This window comes from Actinomyces sp. HMSC075C01, assembly GCF_001812965.1.
Classification (GTDB): Bacteria; Actinomycetota; Actinomycetes; order Actinomycetales; family Actinomycetaceae; genus Actinomyces; species Actinomyces acetigenes.
Window position 1 is genome coordinate 19,573 of the sequence record NZ_KV811003.1, and the last position, 16,299, is coordinate 35,871.

Below are 16,299 nucleotides of genomic sequence, written 5' to 3' on the forward strand. Positions count from 1 at the left end.
CATGCCCTACGTCCCCATCGAATGGCTGCGCGAGCACGTCGACGTCCCCACCGGCCTGAGCGCCGAGCAGCTCGCCGCCGACCTCGTGCGCGTGGGCCTGGAGGAGGAGCGCATCGTTCCCCCGGCCGTCACCGGGCCCCTCGTCGTCGGCAAGGTCCTCACCCGTGAGGCCAAGGAACAGTCCAACGGCAAGGTCATCAACTACTGCCGCGTCGACGTCGGCCCCGAGCACAACGACGCCCCCGGCACCGGCAAGGAGCCCTCCGACCTGCCCAGCCGCGGCATCGTCTGCGGCGCCCACAACTTCGACGTCGGGGACTACGTCGTGGTCTGCCTGCCCGGCGCCGTCCTGCCCGGCGACTTCCGCATCGCGGCGCGTAAGACCTACGGCCACGTCTCCGACGGCATGATCTGCTCGGCCCGCGAGCTGGGTATCGGGGAGGACCACTCCGGCATCATCGTGCTCCAGCAGTGGTTGTCCGAGCACGGCCACGAGGGCGAGGAGCCGCCCGCACCCGGGACCGACGCCATCGGCATCCTCGGCCTGGGGGAGGAGGTCCTGGAGATCAACGTGACCCCGGACCGCGGCTACTGCTTCTCCATGCGCGGCGTGGCCCGCGAGTACTCCCACTCCACCGGTGCCCGCTTCACCGACCCCGCCGACGCCACCAACACGGGGCTGTACCCCAACGGCGTGGCCCCCGTCGGGGAGGGCGGCTTCGACGTCGTCGTCCCCGAGGACCCCCGCCCCATCCACGGGCGCCCCGGATGCGATCGCTACGTCGCCCGCCTCGTGCGCGGCATCGACCCGAGTGCCTCGTCGCCCACCTGGATGCAGGACCGCCTGGCCGCCGCAGGCATGCGGCCCATCTCCCTGGCCGTTGACGTCACCAACTACGTCATGCTCGACCTGGGCCAGCCGCTGCACGCCTTCGACGCCGGAAAGCTCACCGCCCCCATCGTCGTGCGCCGTGCTCAAGAGGGTGAGCGCCTCACCTTCCTCGACGAGGTCACCCGCACCCTCGACCCCGAGGACCTGGTTATCGCCGACTCCCCGGAGGGCGCGGGCTCCCGGGCCCTGGTCCTGGCCGGCGTCTTCGGCGGGGCCCTGAGCGAAGTCGACGCCGATACCTGCGACGTCCTCATCGAGGCCGCCCACTTCGACCCGGTCAGTGTGGCCCGCTCCTCGCGACGCCACAAGCTGCCCACCGAGTCCTCCAAACGCAACGAGCGCGGCGTGGACACCGAGCTGGCGCCCATCGCCGCTCAGCGGGCCGTTGACCTGCTCGTGGAGTACGGCGGCGGCACCGCCGAGCCTGTGGCCACCGACATCAACCGCACCCGAGCCCCCGAGCCCATCACCATGCGCGCCGACGCCGCCGAGCGCCTCACCGGCGTCGCCTACGGAACCGAGCGCGTCACCGAGCTGCTCACCACCATCGGATGCACCGTGGAGCACAGCGGCTCCGCCGACGACGGCACCGTCCTGCTGACCGTCACCCCGCCGACCTGGCGCCCGGACCTGGTGGGCCCCGCCCACCTGGCTGAGGAGATCGCCCGCCTCGACGGATACGACGCCATCCCGGTCATCGTGCCCAATGCCCCCGCCGGCACGGGACTGAGCGCTGACCAGAGGGCCCGCCGTGACATCGTGCGCGCCCTGGCCGATGCTGGACTCACCCAGGTCCTGTCCTACCCCTTCATCGGGGACGTCCACGACCTGCTCGAGATCCCTGCCGACGACGCTCGCCGCCAGAGGCTCCGCCTGGCCAACCCCCTGGCTGAGGACGCCCCCTACCTGCGCACCAGCGTGCTCGACTCCCTGGTCGACGTCGCCCGGCGCAACGTCTCCCGTGGCCTGACTGACGTCGCCGTTTTCGAGGTCGGCTCCGTCACCCACCCGGCCGGAACCGTTCCCGCCCCGATCCCCGGAACCTCCAAGCGCCCCAGCCAGTCCGAGGAGGCCGCCCTCGAGGCGGGCATCCCCGCCCAGCCCACCCACGTCGGTGCCGTCATGACCGGTGAGCACGAACGCTCCGGGGTTCTCGGGGCGGGCCGCCTCTGGGACTGGGCCGACGCCGTCGAGGTGGTTCGTACCGTGGCCGCGGCGCTCGGGGTGCAGGTCGAGGTCTGCGCCCCTGAGCACCCCTACGCTCCCTGGCACCCCGGCCGCACCGCGGAGATCCGCCTGCCCGGCCGACGTCGGGGCAAGGAGATCGAGCCCGGCAGGCTCGTCGCCCATGCCGGAGAGCTCCACCCGCGGGTGGTGCGCGCGCTCGGACTTCCCGAGCGTGCCTGCGCCGTCGAGATCGACCTCGACCCGCTGCTGGAGGCCGCCCGCAGCGCCGGGGCACTCCAGGTCAAGGCTGTCTCCACGTTCCCTGCCGCCAAGGAGGACATCGCCCTCGTCGTCGACGAGACCACTACCGCCGCCGAGGTCGAGGCCCTGGTCAGACAGGCCGCAGGGGATCTGGCTGAGGAGGTTCGCCTCTTCGACGTCTTCCGCGGCCCCCAGCTCGGCGAGGGCAAGAAGTCGTTGGCTTTCTCCCTGGTGCTGCGGGCCCCCGACCGCACGCTGACAGCCGAGGAGACCGCCGCTGTGCGCAAGCGCGTGGTCAAGCGGGCCGCCAAGCTTCTGGGGGCCGAGCTGCGCAGCTGAACCACGCAGATCTACCAGCGCTGACGGCCATATGTGATGCACATCATGGCCGTCAGCGCTTTTTCAGTGCTTTCGTCGAGTAGGGGATCCCAGACAGTGGGTGTGGTCTCAGTAATACTAGGCGGCATGAAGATCCTGCTGACCTCTTCCTCCAAGCACGGGTCCACCGATGAGGTGGCCGCGGTGATTGCCGAGCGGCTCCAGGCCGCCCAGATCGATGTGGAGACCAAGCGCCCTGAGGATGTCGACAGCGTCGAGGAGTATGACGCCTTCATCCTGGGCAGTGCGGTCTACATGACCAAGTGGACGCCGGAGGCCGTCGACTTCACCAAGCGTTTCCATGACGTCCTCAGGGCCAAGCCCGTGTGGGCCTTCTCCGTGGGGCTCTCCGGCCTGCCCAAGGGCAAGGTCTCCGACCCCATGCGCATCGGCCCGGTGCTCCTGGCCATCGACCCGAAGGATCACATGACTTTCGCGGGCCGCTTCGACCCCTCCAAGCTCAGCCTGCGGGAGCGCTCCATCGCCAAGCTCGGGGGAGCGAGTGAGGGCGACTACCGCGACTGGGACGAGGTGCGCCAGTGGGCCGACGCCATCGCCACCTCCCTCCATGACGACACGCTCACCGGTCGCCGCGATCGCTCCTAGTCCTCGCCCCTGAGGGTGGAGGGAGGAGATGAATCACAGCAGCGGGCGATGAATGCATTTCTATGCATGCGGATGTATGGTTGCTGCATGACTTGGTCAGTTGCTGTTGCTGGAGCCACCGGATATGCCGGCGGCGAGGTTCTGCGCCTGCTCACAGCCCACCCGGAGGTGGAGGTCGGCGCACTCACCGCGGCCTCGTCCGCGGGCAGTCGGATCGGAGACCACCATCCGCACCTGCTGTCCCTGGCGGATCGCATCGTCCAACCCACTGAGGCGGAGATCCTCGCCGAGCACGACGTCGTCGTCCTGGCCCTGCCGCACGGAGCCTCAGGAGCCGTCACGGCGGCGCTGGAGGAGCTCACCTCGAGCGGCGGCGCGCCGCTTCTCATCGACTGCGGGGCGGACCACCGACTGACCAGCCAGCAGGCGTGGGAGACCTTCTACGGATCGGACTACGCCGGTGCCTGGACCTACGGCATGCCCGAGCTCCTGCACCACGGCGAGACGCGCGCCCGCGCTCAGCGTGAAGAGCTGGCAGCCACCAGGCGCATCGCCGTCCCCGGCTGCAACGTCACCGCTGTCACCCTGGCGGTCCAGCCCGGCATCGCCGCCGGACTCCTCGATCCCTCCCGGCTCACCGCGGTGCTGGCCGTCGGCTACTCCGGCGCAGGCAAGGCCCTCAAGCCTCACCTCACCGCGGCCGAGGCGCTGGGCTCGGCTCAGCCCTACGCCGTCGGAGGCACCCATCGGCACATTCCCGAGATCCTCCAGAACCTGGAGGTGGCCGGCGCCCCCGCGGGCTGCGTGCACCTGTCCTTCACCCCGGTCCTGGTCCCCATGAGCCGCGGCATCCTCGCCACCGTCACCGCACCCATGACTACGGCCCTGCGCGAGGCCCCCGAACCCGAAGCCGTCCTGCGGGCGGCTTGGAACGACGCCTACGGGGCCACCGGCAGCGGTGAGAGCCTCATCCAGCTGCTGCCCGAGGGGACCTGGCCCACCACCGGCACCGTCCTGGGAAGCGGAACCGCCACCGTTCAGGTCGCTATCGACCGTGGCGCGGACGCCGTCGTGGCCATGTGCGCCATCGACAACCTCGGTAAGGGCACCGCCAGTGCCGCCCTTCAGTCCCTCAACCTTGCTCTCGGGCTGAAGGAGACCACCGCCATCACCGCCCAAGGAGTCGCACCGTGAGCGTAACCGCAGCCCAGGGATTCCGTGCCGCCGGCGTGCGCGCCGGCCTCAAGGCCTCCGGCAAGCCTGACCTCGCCCTCGTCGTCAATGACGGACCGCTGGACACCGCGGCCGGGGTGTTCACCACCAACCGGGTCGTCGCCGCCCCCGTCGTCTGGTCACGCCGGCTCCTGGCCGGTCAGGAAGGCGTGCAGCCGGGCCACGCCCGCGCCGTCGTCCTCAACTCCGGCAGCGCCAACGCCTGCACCGGAGCGCAGGGCATGCACGACACCGAAGCCACCGCCACCCGCACCGCAGGTCTGCTGGGCGCCGAACCGGGCCAGATCCTGGTCTGCTCCACCGGCGTCATCGGGGAGCGCATCGACATGCCCGTCCTCCTGGAGGGCATCGACGTCGCCGCCCTCGCCCTGGCCGACACGCCCCAGGCCGGGACCGACGCCGCCACCGCCATCATGACCACCGACACCGTCTCCAAGGAGGACACCCTCACGGTCGGTACCGGGGCACAGAGCTGGACCATCGGCGGCATGATCAAGGGAGTAGGGATGCTGGCCCCCGGCATGGCCACCATGCTCGCCGTCATCACCACTGATGCCGTTCTCACCCCTCAGCAGGCGCAGGACGCCCTGGCGTCCGCCACAACGCGAACCGTCAACCGGATCAACTCCGACGGCTGCATGTCCACCAATGACACGGTCCTCCTGCTGGCCTCCGGAGCCTCCGGCACCACCCCCTCCCGGGCCGAGCTTGACGAGGCGCTCACCGAGGTGATGAGCCGGCTCGGCCGGCGCCTCGTGGCCGACGCCGAGGGCGCCACCCACGACATCGCCATCACCGTCTCCGGAGCCGTCAGCGAGGAGGCCGCCGAGGCCGCGGCCCGCACCGTCAGCTCCTCCAACCTCCTCAAGTGCGCCGTCGCCGGGGCCGATCCCAACTGGGGGCGCATCCTCTCCCAGCTGGGGACCGTGCCCGAGGACGTCTGCCCCTTCAACCCCGATGAGGTCGACGTCGCCATCAACGGCATCACGATCTTCAGCCACGGCGCCCCCCAGCCCAACCGGGACGCGGTGGACATGAGCCCACGCGAGACCCGCATCGACATCGACCTGTCGGCGGGCCCGGCCGAGGCCACCGTGTGGACCAACGACCTCACTCACGGATACGTCACCATCAACGCGGACTACACGACATGAAACGGACCCCTCTCGACCCACAGACCAAGGCATCCGTCCTGCTGGAGGCCGTGCCGTGGCTGCGCACCTACAAGGGCGCCACCATGGTCATCAAGTACGGCGGCAACGCCATGGTCAACGATGAGCTCAAGCGCGCCTTCGCCCAGGACATTCTCTTCCTCCACCAGGTCGGGGTGCGCCCCGTCGTCGTCCACGGCGGCGGGCCCCAGATCAACGCGATGCTCAAGCGGCTGGGCATCGCCTCGGAGTTCCGCGGAGGCCTGCGCGTCACCACGCCCGAGGTCATGGACGTGGTCCGCATGGTCCTCACCGGCTCCGTGCAGAGAGAGCTCGTCTCCCTGCTCAACATCGACGGCTCAGCCGCCGTCGGCATCAGCGGTGAGGACGGAGGACTCCTGCGAGCCCGGCAGCGCCTGGCCACGGTGGACGGGAACAAGGTCGACGTCGGCCTAGTCGGTGACGTTGTCGACGTCAGCCCGCAGCCCATCATCGACCTGCTCGACCAGGGCCGCATCCCGGTCATCTCCTCGGTCGCCCCGCTGACGACGGACTCCGAGACCGTCCTCAACGTCAACGCCGACACGGCCGCCGCCGCGATCGCCGTGGCCCTCAAGGCCCGCACCCTGCTCATGCTCACCGACGTCGAGGGGCTCTATGCCGCCTGGCCCGACCGCAGCACGCTGGTGCCCTTCATCAGCGCCGCCGCGCTGGAGGAGCTCCTGCCCACGCTCGAGGCCGGGATGATCCCCAAGATGGAGGCCTGCCTGAGGGCCGTCTACGGGGGAGTCGCACAGGCGCACGTCGTTGACGGACGTCAGGCCCACAGCATGCTGCTCGAGATCGTCACCGACCAGGGCGTCGGCACCGTCATTCACCCCGGAGACGCCCCGGTCCCACCGCTGAACGGAGGCAAAAGCCTATGACCCCCTCCTCACACGCTCAGGCACCCACCGCGGAGGTGAACGGGGCCGGCACCGGCAACGCCGGTTGGCTGACCCGCTACACCGACGCCGTCATGAACACCTTCGGCACCCCCAGCCGGGTCCTGGTGCGGGGGCGGGGCGCCCACGTCTGGGACGCCGACGGCCAGGAGTACATCGACCTGCTGGCGGGCATCGCCGTCAACTGCCTGGGGCACGCGCATCCCGCGATCGTTCAGGCCGTCACCGAGCAGCTCTCCGAGCTGGGGCACGTCTCGAACTTCTTCACCACCCCCGCCCAGGTCAGTCTCGCCGAGGAACTCGTCCGGCTCACCTTCCCCGACTGCCCCGCTCACGACTCCCGCGTCTTCCTGGCCAACTCCGGTACCGAGGCCAACGAGGCCGCCTTCAAGATCGCCCGCCGCCATGGCGGTAGCCGGCGCCCTCGGGTCCTGGCCCTCCAGAATGCCTTCCACGGCAGGACCATGGGTGCCCTGGCCCTGACCTACAAGGCCGCCTACCGTGAGCCCTTCGAGCCCCTACCCGGCGGGGTCGAGTTCATCCCCGCCGGAGACGTCGAGGCACTGCGCACCGCACTGGGGCCGGACGTGGCGGCACTCATCGTCGAACCCATTCAGGGCGAGGCCGGGGTGCGTGAGCTTCCCGCCGGATACCTGGAGGCGGCCCGCGAGCTGACTGAGGCCGCCGGCGCGCTGCTCATCATTGACGAGGTCCAGACCGGAATGGGACGCACCGGCGCCTGGATGGCCCATCACCTGCTGGCACCGGGCGTCGTTCCCGACGTCGTCACCCTGGCCAAGGGACTGGGCGGAGGCATCCCCATCGGTGCGGTGGTCACCACCGGGAAGGCCGCGGCTCTCCTCGAGCCGGGGCAGCACGGCACCACCTTCGGCGGCAACCCCGTGGCCTGCGCAGCAGCGCTCGCCGTTATCGAGACCATCCGCAGCCAGGCCTTGCTCAACCGGGTTCAGCAGCTCGGCTCGGCCTGGTCCCGAGAGCTGGCGGCTGTTGACGGAGTCGACCAGGTGCGCGGCCGGGGCCTGCTGCTCGGTGTCGGGATGGGAGACGGGCTCCCGCCCGCTGCTGAGCTCGCCGCCGCCCTGGCGACCCGCGGCTTCATCGTCAACGCGCCGCGCCCCGACACGATCCGCCTGGCTCCCCCCTTCATCCTCTCCGATGACGACGCCAGGGCCTTCACCACCACACTGTCTAAGGTCCTTGCTCGGGCCCTGTCAGAGAATGCCGGTTCATGAGTGCCGCAGTCGAGGCCTCTCAACGTGACCAGACGGCAGCGGCCCCACTGGTTCCCGGGACCAAGGCCGCCAGGCACGCCAGTATCGTCCAGATCCTGTCACGTGAACGCATCCGCTCCCAGGCCCAGCTGCGCAAGTCCTTGGCTCAGCGCGGCATCAGTACCACCCAGGCCACGCTCTCACGGGATCTGGTGGAGCTGCGGGCCACGAAGATTCGCGCTCCGGGCGGAGAGCTCATCTACGCCATGCCTGAGGCCGGTGCCCCCGGCCAGGTCCATGCCGGAACCCTCTCCGAGACGGAGGAGACCGACGACTCCCTGCGTGCCCACACCACCCCTCGCCTGTCCCGCTGGTGCGCCGAGCTGCTCGTCACCGCCGAGTGGGCCGGCCCCCAGGTGGTCCTGCGAACTCCCGCCGGCGCCGCCCAGCTGCTCGCCGGGGCCGTCGACGACGCCATGATGCCCGGCGTCATGGGGTGCATCGCCGGCGACGACACCGTCCTGGTCATCACCCGCGGCGCCCAGGTTGCAGCCGATGTGGCCAGGCACCTGCTCGCTCTGGCCGATCCCTCGGCCCGAGCCTGACCTTTCTCCCCACCACCCTTGACATTCCCAGTCACCTCAACGCCGCTTCGTCGGCGCCATCACGAAGAGAAGAGTGATCCCATGAGCATCCACAAGGACCGTGTCGTCCTGGCCTACTCCGGAGGCCTGGACACATCCGTCGCTATCGGCTGGATCGGCGAGGCCACCGGTCGAGAGGTTGTGGCTGTCGCCGTCGACGTCGGTCAGGGCGGCGAGGACCTTGAGGTGATTCGTCAGCGAGCCCTCGACTGCGGCGCCGTCGAGGCCTACGTCACCGACGCGCGAGACGAGTTCGCCAACGACTACTGCATGCCGGCTCTCAAGGCCAACGCCCTCTACGAGGGGACCTACCCGCTCGTCTCGGCCCTCTCCCGCCCCGTCATCGCTCGCCACCTGGTCAAGGCCGCCCGCGAGTTCGGCGCGCACACCGTGGCGCACGGCTGCACCGGTAAGGGCAACGACCAGGTCCGCTTCGAGGTCTCCATCACCTCCATGGCCCCCGACATGGACTGCATCTCCCCGGTGCGCGATCTGGCACTGACCCGTGACGTGGCCATCGACTACGCCGAGAAGCACAACCTGCCGATCGAGACCACCAAGCACAACCCCTTCTCCATCGACCAGAACGTCTGGGGGCGTGCCATCGAGACCGGGTTCCTCGAGGACCTGTGGAACGCCCCCACTAAGGACGTTTACATCTACACCGATGACCCCGTTTACCCGCCCCTGCCCGACGAGGTGATCCTCACGTTCAAGGAGGGCATTCCCGTAGCCATCGACGGTCGCGAGGTCAGCCCCTTGGAAGCCATTCAGGAGCTCAACCGCAGAGCCGGCGCCCAGGGCGTGGGGCGTATCGACACGGTCGAGGACCGGCTCGTGGGGATCAAGTCCCGCGAGATCTACGAGGCCCCCGGCGCCGTGGCCCTGATCGAGGCCCACCGGGCGCTCGAGGCCGTCACCCTGGAACGCATGCAGCGCCGCTACAAGCGGAGCATGGAGCAGACCTGGGCCGAGCTCGTCTACGAGGCCCAGTGGTACTCCCCGCTCAAGCGCTCCATGGACGCCTTCATCGAGGACACGCAGCGCTACGTCAGTGGTGACATTCGAATGGTCCTGCACGGCGGCCGGGCGACAGTCAACGGGCGCCGCTCCGAGACGAGCCTGTACGACTTCAACCTGGCCACCTACGAGAGCGGAGACACCTTCGACCAGTCCTCCTCACGAGGATTCATCGAGATCTACGGGATGCAGTCCAAGCTCGCTGCCGCTCGCGACGTGCGCGCCGGCAACGGTCGAGGGTTCTGACTGAGCCGCGCCGCCGGCCCCGCTACCTCCGAAGCACTCGGCTACTCGGCCGCCTGTGCCTCGTGGTGGTGGGGCTGGCGGCGTAGCCAGTGGGAGTCGTCGTTGGCGTAGGCGTAGTAGCCGCCGATCAGCAGCCCACCGCCCACGAAGTTGCCCAGCAGCGCCACGGCCACGTTCCCCAGCGCTGGCAGGACATCGATCCCGTGCGTCAGCCCCACGACGGTGAACAGGACGGTGTTGGCCACCGAGTGCTCGAAGCCGAGGAAGGCGAAGACGAATACGGCGATGATCATGGAGAAGATCTTGGACCAGTCCTCGTGGATGAAGCCGTTGTAGATGAGGAGCATCGCCAGGTTGATCATGAAGTTGCACAGGATCGCCCGCACGAACAGGTCAGCGACCCCGGAGGCCGATGACAGGTAATGGAGCTTGGCCTGCACCGAGTGCACGGCCTGCTCGCCAGTGGCTCCGTCCACGAGGGTGGAGAAGCGGTACATGACGGCGAAGACGAGACCGCCCATGAAATTGCCTGCCAGGCACATGGCCAGCGCCCTCAGGGTCCTCCACGCTGAGATGCGCTTGTAGTAGTAGCCGATGACCACCACCATCATGTTGCTGGTGAGCAGCTCGGACTTCGTGTAGTAGATGAAGACGAGGGCGGGCCCGAAGGCCAGGGCCCCGAGCATCTTTCCGACCCCCGCGAGCGAGGCGTCCCCGAGGCGCAGGCCGTCGAAGACGCCGACAATGGCGTAGTTGACGATGTAGAAGACCGCCACGATCATGCCGGCCATGGCGGCGCGCATGAGGTAGCGGTGGGCGATCGCCCCGGTCATCCTGGTCTTGGTCTCGAGGGCCTCGAGTACGGTGGAGATGAATTGCTTGCCTGGGAAGAGTGCGTCTTGTTCGGCGGGCATTGGCTCATCATGGCATTGCCCGTCAACCGCGATGCAGGCCTTTCCTCCTTCTCTTTGGTTGGCGTCGCCTGCCCGGATCCCGCTCCTTCACCTTCCTCACGAATGCCCGGGAACAACCCACGACAGGGCCTTTCCTGACTGGACGTTGAGGAACCTGCGCGGGCAGATGGGTCATGATGGTGTCATGAGCCAGTTCTCCAGCCAGCCCGATAAGCCATCCGCTGCCCAGCCCGTTGCCTCAGAACCTCAGCAGGACGCGGCCCCCGCCGGCGTCAGCCTGTGGGGTGGACGCTTCTCAGGAGGACCCGCCGACGCACTGGCCGCCCTGTCGGTGAGCACCCACTTCGACTGGCGCCTGGCCCGTTACGACATCGCCGGCTCCCGGGCCCACGCCCGCGCCCTGGCGCAGGCCGGCCTGCTGGACGAGGAGCAGCTGTCCGGCATGCTCGAAGCCCTGGACCGTCTCGAGGCCGACGTCGTCGCCGGCATCTTCGTCCCGGAGGCCACTGACGAGGACGTCCACACCGCCCTGGAGCGCGGCCTCATCGAGCGCGCCGGTGATGACCTGGGGGGCCGTCTGCGCGCTGGACGCAGCCGCAACGACCAGATCGCCACCCTCATCCGCATGTACCTGCGCGACCAGGCCCGCCACGTGGCCGGACTCGTCCTCGACGTCGTCGACGCCCTCATCGACCAGGCCGCCCAGGCCTCCGACGCCATCATGCCCGGACGCACCCACATGCAGCACGCCCAGCCGGTGCTCGTCGCCCACCAGCTGCTGGCCCACGCCTGGCCCCTCATGCGCGATGTCGAGCGCCTTGAGGACTGGGATTCCCGCGCCGCCGTGAGCCCCTACGGATCCGGCGCGCTGGCGGGCAACACACTCGGTATGGACCCCGATGCCGTGGCCGCCGACCTCGGATTCGAGGCCGCCGTGGAGAACTCCATCGACGGTACCGCCGCCCGCGACGTCGTCGCCGAGCTGAGCTTCGTCCTGGCGATGGTGGCGGTGAACGTCTCGCGCCTGAGCGAGGAGATCATCATCTGGAACACCAAGGAGTTCGACTTCGTCACCCTGGACGACTCCTACTCCACGGGCTCGTCCATCATGCCGCAGAAGAAGAACCCGGATGTGGCCGAGCTCGCCCGCGGCAAGGCCGGACGCCTCATCGGTGACCTGACCGGGCTGCTCGCCACCCTCAAGGCCCTGCCCCTGGCCTACAACCGGGACCTGCAGGAGGACAAGGAACCGGTCTTCGACGCCGTCGACACCCTGGCCATTCTCCTGCCGGCCGTCAGCGGCATGGTGAGCACGATGACCCTCCACTACGAGCGCATGGCCGAGCTCGCCCCCCAGGGATTCTCCCTGGCCACCGACATCGCGGAGTGGCTGGTCAAGAACGGTGTGCCCTTCCGCAGCGCCCATGAGATCTCCGGAGCCTGCGTGCGCGAGTGCGAGAAGCGCGGCGTCGAGCTGTGGGACCTGACCGACGCCGACTTCGCCGCCATTGATGGGCGGCTCACCCCGGGCGTGCGGGAGGTCCTGTCGGCCGAGGGCTCGGTGGCTGCTCGCACCGGCCACGGCGGCACCGCACCGGTGCGGGTGGTGGAACAGCTCGCCCGCGCCATCGCTCGCAGCGCCGAGCTGCGAGTCTTCGCCTGGGAGGGCTCCCTGCTGGATGGCCCCGCGGGGCCCCAGTGGCCCGAGCCCAGTGAGGCCGATGTGGAGCGGGACGAGGAGCAGCAGGACTGAGTCGGGGCGGCAGGACGATGTCAGGTGGTGGCATGGGGGAGACGGTGACCGAGCTGAGCTTCGAGGTCGCCTCGCTGCTCAGGTGCGACAGCCTGGAGGTGGCCCCGGCGCTGCTGGGCGCCGTCATCGCCGTGAGCGACTCGCACGGGCACGTCGCGATCCGCCTGACCGAGGTGGAGGCCTACCGCGGTGAGAAGGACCCGGGCTCCCACGCCTTCCGGGGGCGCACGGCGCGCAACGCCTCCATGTTCGAGGCCGGCGGGCGCATCTACGTCTACTTCACCTACGGCATGCACCACTGCCTCAACATCGTCACCGGACCAGCCGGGGTCTCACGCGCGGTGCTGCTACGCGGGGGAGAGGTTGTGGAGGGAATCGAACAGGCTCGGGCGCGTCGCCCCGCAGCCCGCACTGACCGCGACCTGGCCCGTGGCCCGGCCAGACTGTGCGCCGCACTGGGACTGGACCGCTCCGACGACGGCGCACTGCTGGGCGGGCCGGGATCACGCATCAGCCTGACGTTGCCGGAGCCGCAGCGGGCACCGGATGCCGGGCGCATCCGCCGCGGGCCCCGAACCGGGGTGGCCGGCCCCGGGGGAGACGGAGATGCCTTCCCGTGGCGCTTCTGGCTGGATGGAGAGCCCACTGTCTCGACGTACCGGCCTGCCGTCACCAGGAGACGCTCACAGGACTGAACGTCACTGAGCCTCACGTCGTCGGGCACCCACTTGCAAGCACTCCTCCCATCCGCTAATAATAGGTGTACAGATTATCGCTACGAAGACTATTGGCAGCACTGAACCGCTGAGCGCGGAGGAAGGAGACGGCCATGTGGTCGACTGAGTGCCAACGGACAGTGGATCTCCCGGCGGAGGTCCTGTGGGAGACCTGGATCAAGGTGCTCTCCGGTCAGATCGAGCTCCCGCAGGGAGATCGTTACGAGCCGCGTGAGCCTGTGGGGCCCGGCGCCTCGATCACGATGACACCGGAGGGGCAGGACAGTATCGAGATCACGGTGATCCGCTGGGAACCCCCTCATGTCCAGGCGGACCGGGTCTCCTACGGGGGAGTGGAGCTGACCTTCACCCACTCCTTCATGCCCGCGCAGACGCAAGGGAAGAGTGTGGTGACTACCCGCCTCGACATCGACGGCCCCGGTGCCGACGATGTCGGCCCGACGATCGGCCCAGGAATCGCCGAGGACTTTCCGCAGGCCATCGACTCGCTCGTCGAGGCTGCTAGGGTCGATATGTGAAGACAAGGTTCCAGGGTCCTGAGGCGAGTCCCGGCTTCCTCATGTGGAGGGCCGCGCTGGCCTGGCAGCGAGACATCGCTGCCGCCCTGGAGCCAGTTGGACTGACACACTCCCAGTTCGTCCTCCTGGCCTGCACGCAGTGGCTCGAGGAGCACGGGGACGGGGCCAGCCAGGTGATGGTCGCGACCCAGGCGGGAATGGACGTGAAGACCACCAGCCAGGTGCTGCGCCGGCTGGAGCGGGCCGGTCTGGTGTCGCGGCAACCGGATCCCAAGGACGCCCGTGCCCGGATCGTGACCATGACAGCGGCAGGCAGAGATGTCGGGGCCCGGGCAACGCGTTTGGTGGAGGGCGCCGACGAGGCGTACTTCGCCGCCGTGCCCCACCTGCGCGAGGCACTGCTGCGCGAAGCCGGCGTCGTAGCGCGCGGATCAGCGCCGCAGTCCAACGAGGAGACCAAGGCGTCCATCGACCGGACTGAGAGCCCCAAGACCTCGAGCGACACAGCCGGTCCGACCACGGCGGCTGCTCCACCAGGCTCCCGCAGTGGCCAGTGACTACTGGAACCACAACGTCGACTTTCACCGGCGCATCGTGCGAGACGCGGCTCATGAAGGCTCCCCGTATCCGGTTCATGGCTCCGCGGCTTGGTCTCTTCGTGGAGGCCGAGCCGGAGCATGGCAGACTATCTGTGCCGGAGGTATCAGCCGGACCCGAGCGTGACGCGCCGGGAACACGCGTGCGGTAAGCACGACAACCCACGGAAGGCGACTGGACAGTGATGGACATCCTGGACGAACTGCAGTGGCGCGGGCTCATCGCCCAGCACACCGACATTGACGCGCTGCGAGCGGCGCTCAGCGACGGGGCCGTCACCTTCTATTGCGGGTTCGACCCCACTGCGCCGAGCCTTCACCACGGGCACCTCGTAGCCGTCAAGGTCATGCGTCATCTTCAGCTCGCCGGGCACCACCCCCTGGCGCTGGTGGGTGGGGCGACCGGGCTCATCGGCGACCCGCGCGCCAAGGGGGAGCGCACCCTCAACACCAAGGACGTCGTCGCCGGCTGGGCAGCCAGCCTGCAGGAGCAGCTCGAGAACCTTCTCGACTTCAGCGGGGACAACCCGGCGCGGATCGTCAACAACCTGGACTGGACCCAGGCGATGAGCGCCATCGACTTCCTGCGGGACCTGGGCAAGCACTTCCGCATGGGCACCATGCTCTCCAAGGACATCGTCGCCCGGCGCCTGGCCAGCGAGGAGGGCATCTCCTACACCGAGTTCAGCTACCAGATCCTCCAGGCCAACGACTACCTCGAGCTCTACCGACGTTACGGCTGCACCCTGGAGGTCGGCGGCAACGACCAGTGGGGCAACCTCGTGGGCGGGATGGACCTCATCCACAAGGTTGAGGGCGCCTCGGTCCACGTCATGACCAACCCCCTCATCACCAAGGCCGACGGCACCAAGTTCGGTAAGTCCGAGGGCGGGGCGATCTGGCTCAACCCCGAGATGCTCAGCCCCTACGCCTTCTACCAGTTCTGGCTCCAGGTCGACGACGCCGACGTCGTGCGCTTCCTCAAGGTCTTCACCTTCCTGGAGCGCGAGGAGATCGAGCGCCTGGAGGCGGCCACGGCCGAGAACCCGAAAGCACGTGAGGCGCAGCGGGTTCTGGCACACGAGGTCTGCACGTGGGTCCACGGAGCCGACGCGACCGCCCAGGCGCAGGCGGCGACCTCCGCACTGTGGGGGCGAGGAGAGCTTGCCGACATCGACGAGGCGACGATCCTGGCGGCCACGGCCGATCTCGCCTCCAGTGACGTGACAGTCGGACAGACCACAATCGTGGACCTGCTCGTGGGCACGGGGCTGGAGCGAGGGCGCAACGCCGCCCGCAAGACCATCGCCGGGGGCGGCGCCTACATCAACAACGTCAAGGTGGCCGACGAGACCGTGGTCATCGGTCCCGAGCACCTGCTCGCCGGGGGAGTGGTCCTGGTGCGTAAGGGACGGCGGAACCTGGCCGTCGGACGCGCGGTTCAGGCTTCCTCATAAGGGGGAAGCCGCACCTTACGAACACGGTTGCTGAGCGGTGACAGTGCCTTGTGGGCACCGTCACCGCTCAACAGTTTGACGGGTTGGTGGTCGGTGCGTAATGTTCTCTCCGGCCCGAAACGGGGAGGATGAATTTCCTCAGACCGACCGGGAAGTGAGAACTGAAGAGAGCCGAATGAGAGACGAGGGTCACCAGCCATTCGTTTGACTCAGAAAATCCGGCTCGCTAAAGTTTCTCAGGCGCTTCCGGGAGCGAAGCAGAAGACAGAATGTCTTGTGACGAGTTCTCGGTGGGTGTGTTGTTTGAGAACTCGATAGTGTGTCATGTTTTTTATGCCATTGCCCTGGGGGCTGCGCATGGTTGTGTGTGGTTTTTGGGGTTTGTTTTGTTTTGGTTTGCCTGGCTCTCATTTGTGTGGGGGTTGGGTTGGGCTTTGGTCTGGATTTTCTGGGCTGAATGTACTGACTTTGGGTTCTGGCTGGCTATTTGTTTGTGGTTGGTTGGGGCCTGGTTTGTTGGTTTTGTTTGGAGAGTTTGATCCTGGCTCAG

At 68.4% G+C, this 16,299-nt stretch carries 15 protein-coding genes; 14 read left to right on the forward strand and 1 reads right to left on the reverse strand.

Features of this window, described 5'->3' with window-relative positions; all coding sequences use genetic code 11:
• The first annotated feature begins 1 nt into the window (after nucleotide 1).
• From pheT to HMPREF2883_RS08105, 8 genes are all read left to right on the forward strand, one after another.
• On the forward strand, nucleotides 2–2,659 hold the full coding sequence (gene pheT / locus HMPREF2883_RS08070) for a phenylalanine--tRNA ligase subunit beta (RefSeq protein ID WP_070660807.1): 2,658 nt from the start codon (nucleotides 2–4) through the stop codon (nucleotides 2,657–2,659).
• Between the two features lie 126 nt (nucleotides 2,660–2,785).
• On the forward strand, nucleotides 2,786–3,304 hold the full coding sequence (locus HMPREF2883_RS08075; RefSeq protein ID WP_070660810.1) for a flavodoxin domain-containing protein: 519 nt from the start codon (nucleotides 2,786–2,788) through the stop codon (nucleotides 3,302–3,304).
• A gap of 87 nt (nucleotides 3,305–3,391) precedes the next feature.
• The gene (gene argC, locus HMPREF2883_RS08080; RefSeq protein ID WP_070660813.1) at nucleotides 3,392–4,498 is read left to right on the forward strand and encodes an N-acetyl-gamma-glutamyl-phosphate reductase; all 1,107 of its coding nucleotides are present in this window, start codon (nucleotides 3,392–3,394) and stop codon (nucleotides 4,496–4,498) included.
• A complete protein-coding gene (gene argJ / locus HMPREF2883_RS08085) occupies nucleotides 4,495–5,691 on the forward strand; it encodes a bifunctional glutamate N-acetyltransferase/amino-acid acetyltransferase ArgJ (RefSeq protein ID WP_070660816.1) in 1,197 nt (398 codons plus the stop codon). Before argC ends, argJ begins: the two co-directional genes overlap by 4 nt.
• A complete protein-coding gene (gene argB / locus HMPREF2883_RS08090) occupies nucleotides 5,688–6,614 on the forward strand; it encodes an acetylglutamate kinase (RefSeq protein ID WP_070660819.1) in 927 nt (308 codons plus the stop codon). The genes argJ and argB overlap by 4 nt, the downstream gene beginning before the upstream one ends.
• Nucleotides 6,611–7,885, forward strand: a complete 1,275-nt coding sequence (locus tag HMPREF2883_RS08095; RefSeq protein WP_070660823.1) for an acetylornithine transaminase — start codon at nucleotides 6,611–6,613, stop codon at nucleotides 7,883–7,885. The genes argB and HMPREF2883_RS08095 overlap by 4 nt, the downstream gene beginning before the upstream one ends.
• Nucleotides 7,882–8,469 carry an arginine repressor gene (locus HMPREF2883_RS08100; RefSeq protein WP_070660826.1) on the forward strand — a complete coding sequence of 196 codons (588 nt, stop codon included), beginning with the start codon at nucleotides 7,882–7,884 and terminating at the stop codon, nucleotides 8,467–8,469. The genes HMPREF2883_RS08095 and HMPREF2883_RS08100 overlap by 4 nt, the downstream gene beginning before the upstream one ends.
• A gap of 81 nt (nucleotides 8,470–8,550) precedes the next feature.
• Nucleotides 8,551–9,774 (forward strand): argininosuccinate synthase, encoded by a 1,224-nt coding sequence (locus tag HMPREF2883_RS08105; protein ID WP_070660829.1) that lies wholly within the window; start codon nucleotides 8,551–8,553, stop codon nucleotides 9,772–9,774.
• A gap of 41 nt (nucleotides 9,775–9,815) precedes the next feature.
• On the opposite strand, the gene HMPREF2883_RS08110 is transcribed toward HMPREF2883_RS08105, so the two are convergent.
• A complete protein-coding gene (locus tag HMPREF2883_RS08110) occupies nucleotides 9,816–10,688 on the reverse strand; it encodes a formate/nitrite transporter family protein (RefSeq protein WP_070660831.1) in 873 nt (290 codons plus the stop codon).
• Nucleotides 10,689–10,854: 166 nt separating this feature from the next.
• Here HMPREF2883_RS08110 and argH point away from each other — a divergent pair, with 166 nt between their 5' ends.
• From argH to HMPREF2883_RS15245, 6 genes are all read left to right on the forward strand, one after another.
• Nucleotides 10,855–12,441 carry an argininosuccinate lyase gene (argH, locus tag HMPREF2883_RS08115; protein ID WP_176747179.1) on the forward strand — a complete coding sequence of 529 codons (1,587 nt, stop codon included), beginning with the start codon at nucleotides 10,855–10,857 and terminating at the stop codon, nucleotides 12,439–12,441.
• Nucleotides 12,442–12,473: 32 nt separating this feature from the next.
• Nucleotides 12,474–13,136 (forward strand): DNA-3-methyladenine glycosylase, encoded by a 663-nt coding sequence (locus tag HMPREF2883_RS08120; protein WP_176747180.1) that lies wholly within the window; start codon nucleotides 12,474–12,476, stop codon nucleotides 13,134–13,136.
• Between the two features lie 134 nt (nucleotides 13,137–13,270).
• Nucleotides 13,271–13,696: an SRPBCC family protein gene (locus HMPREF2883_RS08125; RefSeq protein ID WP_070660837.1), complete on the forward strand. Its 426-nt coding sequence runs from the start codon at nucleotides 13,271–13,273 to the stop codon at nucleotides 13,694–13,696.
• Nucleotides 13,693–14,253 carry a MarR family winged helix-turn-helix transcriptional regulator gene (locus HMPREF2883_RS08130; RefSeq protein WP_070660841.1) on the forward strand — a complete coding sequence of 187 codons (561 nt, stop codon included), beginning with the start codon at nucleotides 13,693–13,695 and terminating at the stop codon, nucleotides 14,251–14,253. Before HMPREF2883_RS08125 ends, HMPREF2883_RS08130 begins: the two co-directional genes overlap by 4 nt.
• A 221-nt stretch (nucleotides 14,254–14,474) precedes the next feature.
• Nucleotides 14,475–15,749, forward strand: a complete 1,275-nt coding sequence (gene tyrS / locus HMPREF2883_RS08135; protein ID WP_070660844.1) for a tyrosine--tRNA ligase — start codon at nucleotides 14,475–14,477, stop codon at nucleotides 15,747–15,749.
• A gap of 333 nt (nucleotides 15,750–16,082) precedes the next feature.
• The coding region (locus tag HMPREF2883_RS15245) for a hypothetical protein (protein WP_218079133.1) at nucleotides 16,083–16,299 on the forward strand (217 nt) is incomplete at its 3' end.

Excerpts from the sequence above, each read along its gene's own strand:
- pheT (WP_070660807.1), top strand. The coding sequence starts at position 2 with ATGCCCTACGTCCCCATCGAATGGCTGCGCGAGCACGTCGACGTCCCC.
- HMPREF2883_RS08075 (WP_070660810.1), top strand. The coding sequence starts at position 2,786 with ATGAAGATCCTGCTGACCTCTTCCTCCAAGCACGGGTCCACCGATGAG.
- argC (WP_070660813.1), top strand. The coding sequence starts at position 3,392 with ATGACTTGGTCAGTTGCTGTTGCTGGAGCCACCGGATATGCCGGCGGC.
- argB (WP_070660819.1), top strand. The coding sequence starts at position 5,688 with ATGAAACGGACCCCTCTCGACCCACAGACCAAGGCATCCGTCCTGCTG.
- HMPREF2883_RS08095 (WP_070660823.1), top strand. The coding sequence starts at position 6,611 with ATGACCCCCTCCTCACACGCTCAGGCACCCACCGCGGAGGTGAACGGG.
- HMPREF2883_RS08100 (WP_070660826.1), top strand. The coding sequence starts at position 7,882 with ATGAGTGCCGCAGTCGAGGCCTCTCAACGTGACCAGACGGCAGCGGCC.
- HMPREF2883_RS08105 (WP_070660829.1), top strand. The coding sequence starts at position 8,551 with ATGAGCATCCACAAGGACCGTGTCGTCCTGGCCTACTCCGGAGGCCTG.
- HMPREF2883_RS08110 (WP_070660831.1), bottom strand. The coding sequence starts at position 10,688 with ATGCCCGCCGAACAAGACGCACTCTTCCCAGGCAAGCAATTCATCTCC.
- argH (WP_176747179.1), top strand. The coding sequence starts at position 10,855 with ATGGGTCATGATGGTGTCATGAGCCAGTTCTCCAGCCAGCCCGATAAG.
- HMPREF2883_RS08120 (WP_176747180.1), top strand. The coding sequence starts at position 12,474 with ATGGGGGAGACGGTGACCGAGCTGAGCTTCGAGGTCGCCTCGCTGCTC.
- HMPREF2883_RS08125 (WP_070660837.1), top strand. The coding sequence starts at position 13,271 with ATGTGGTCGACTGAGTGCCAACGGACAGTGGATCTCCCGGCGGAGGTC.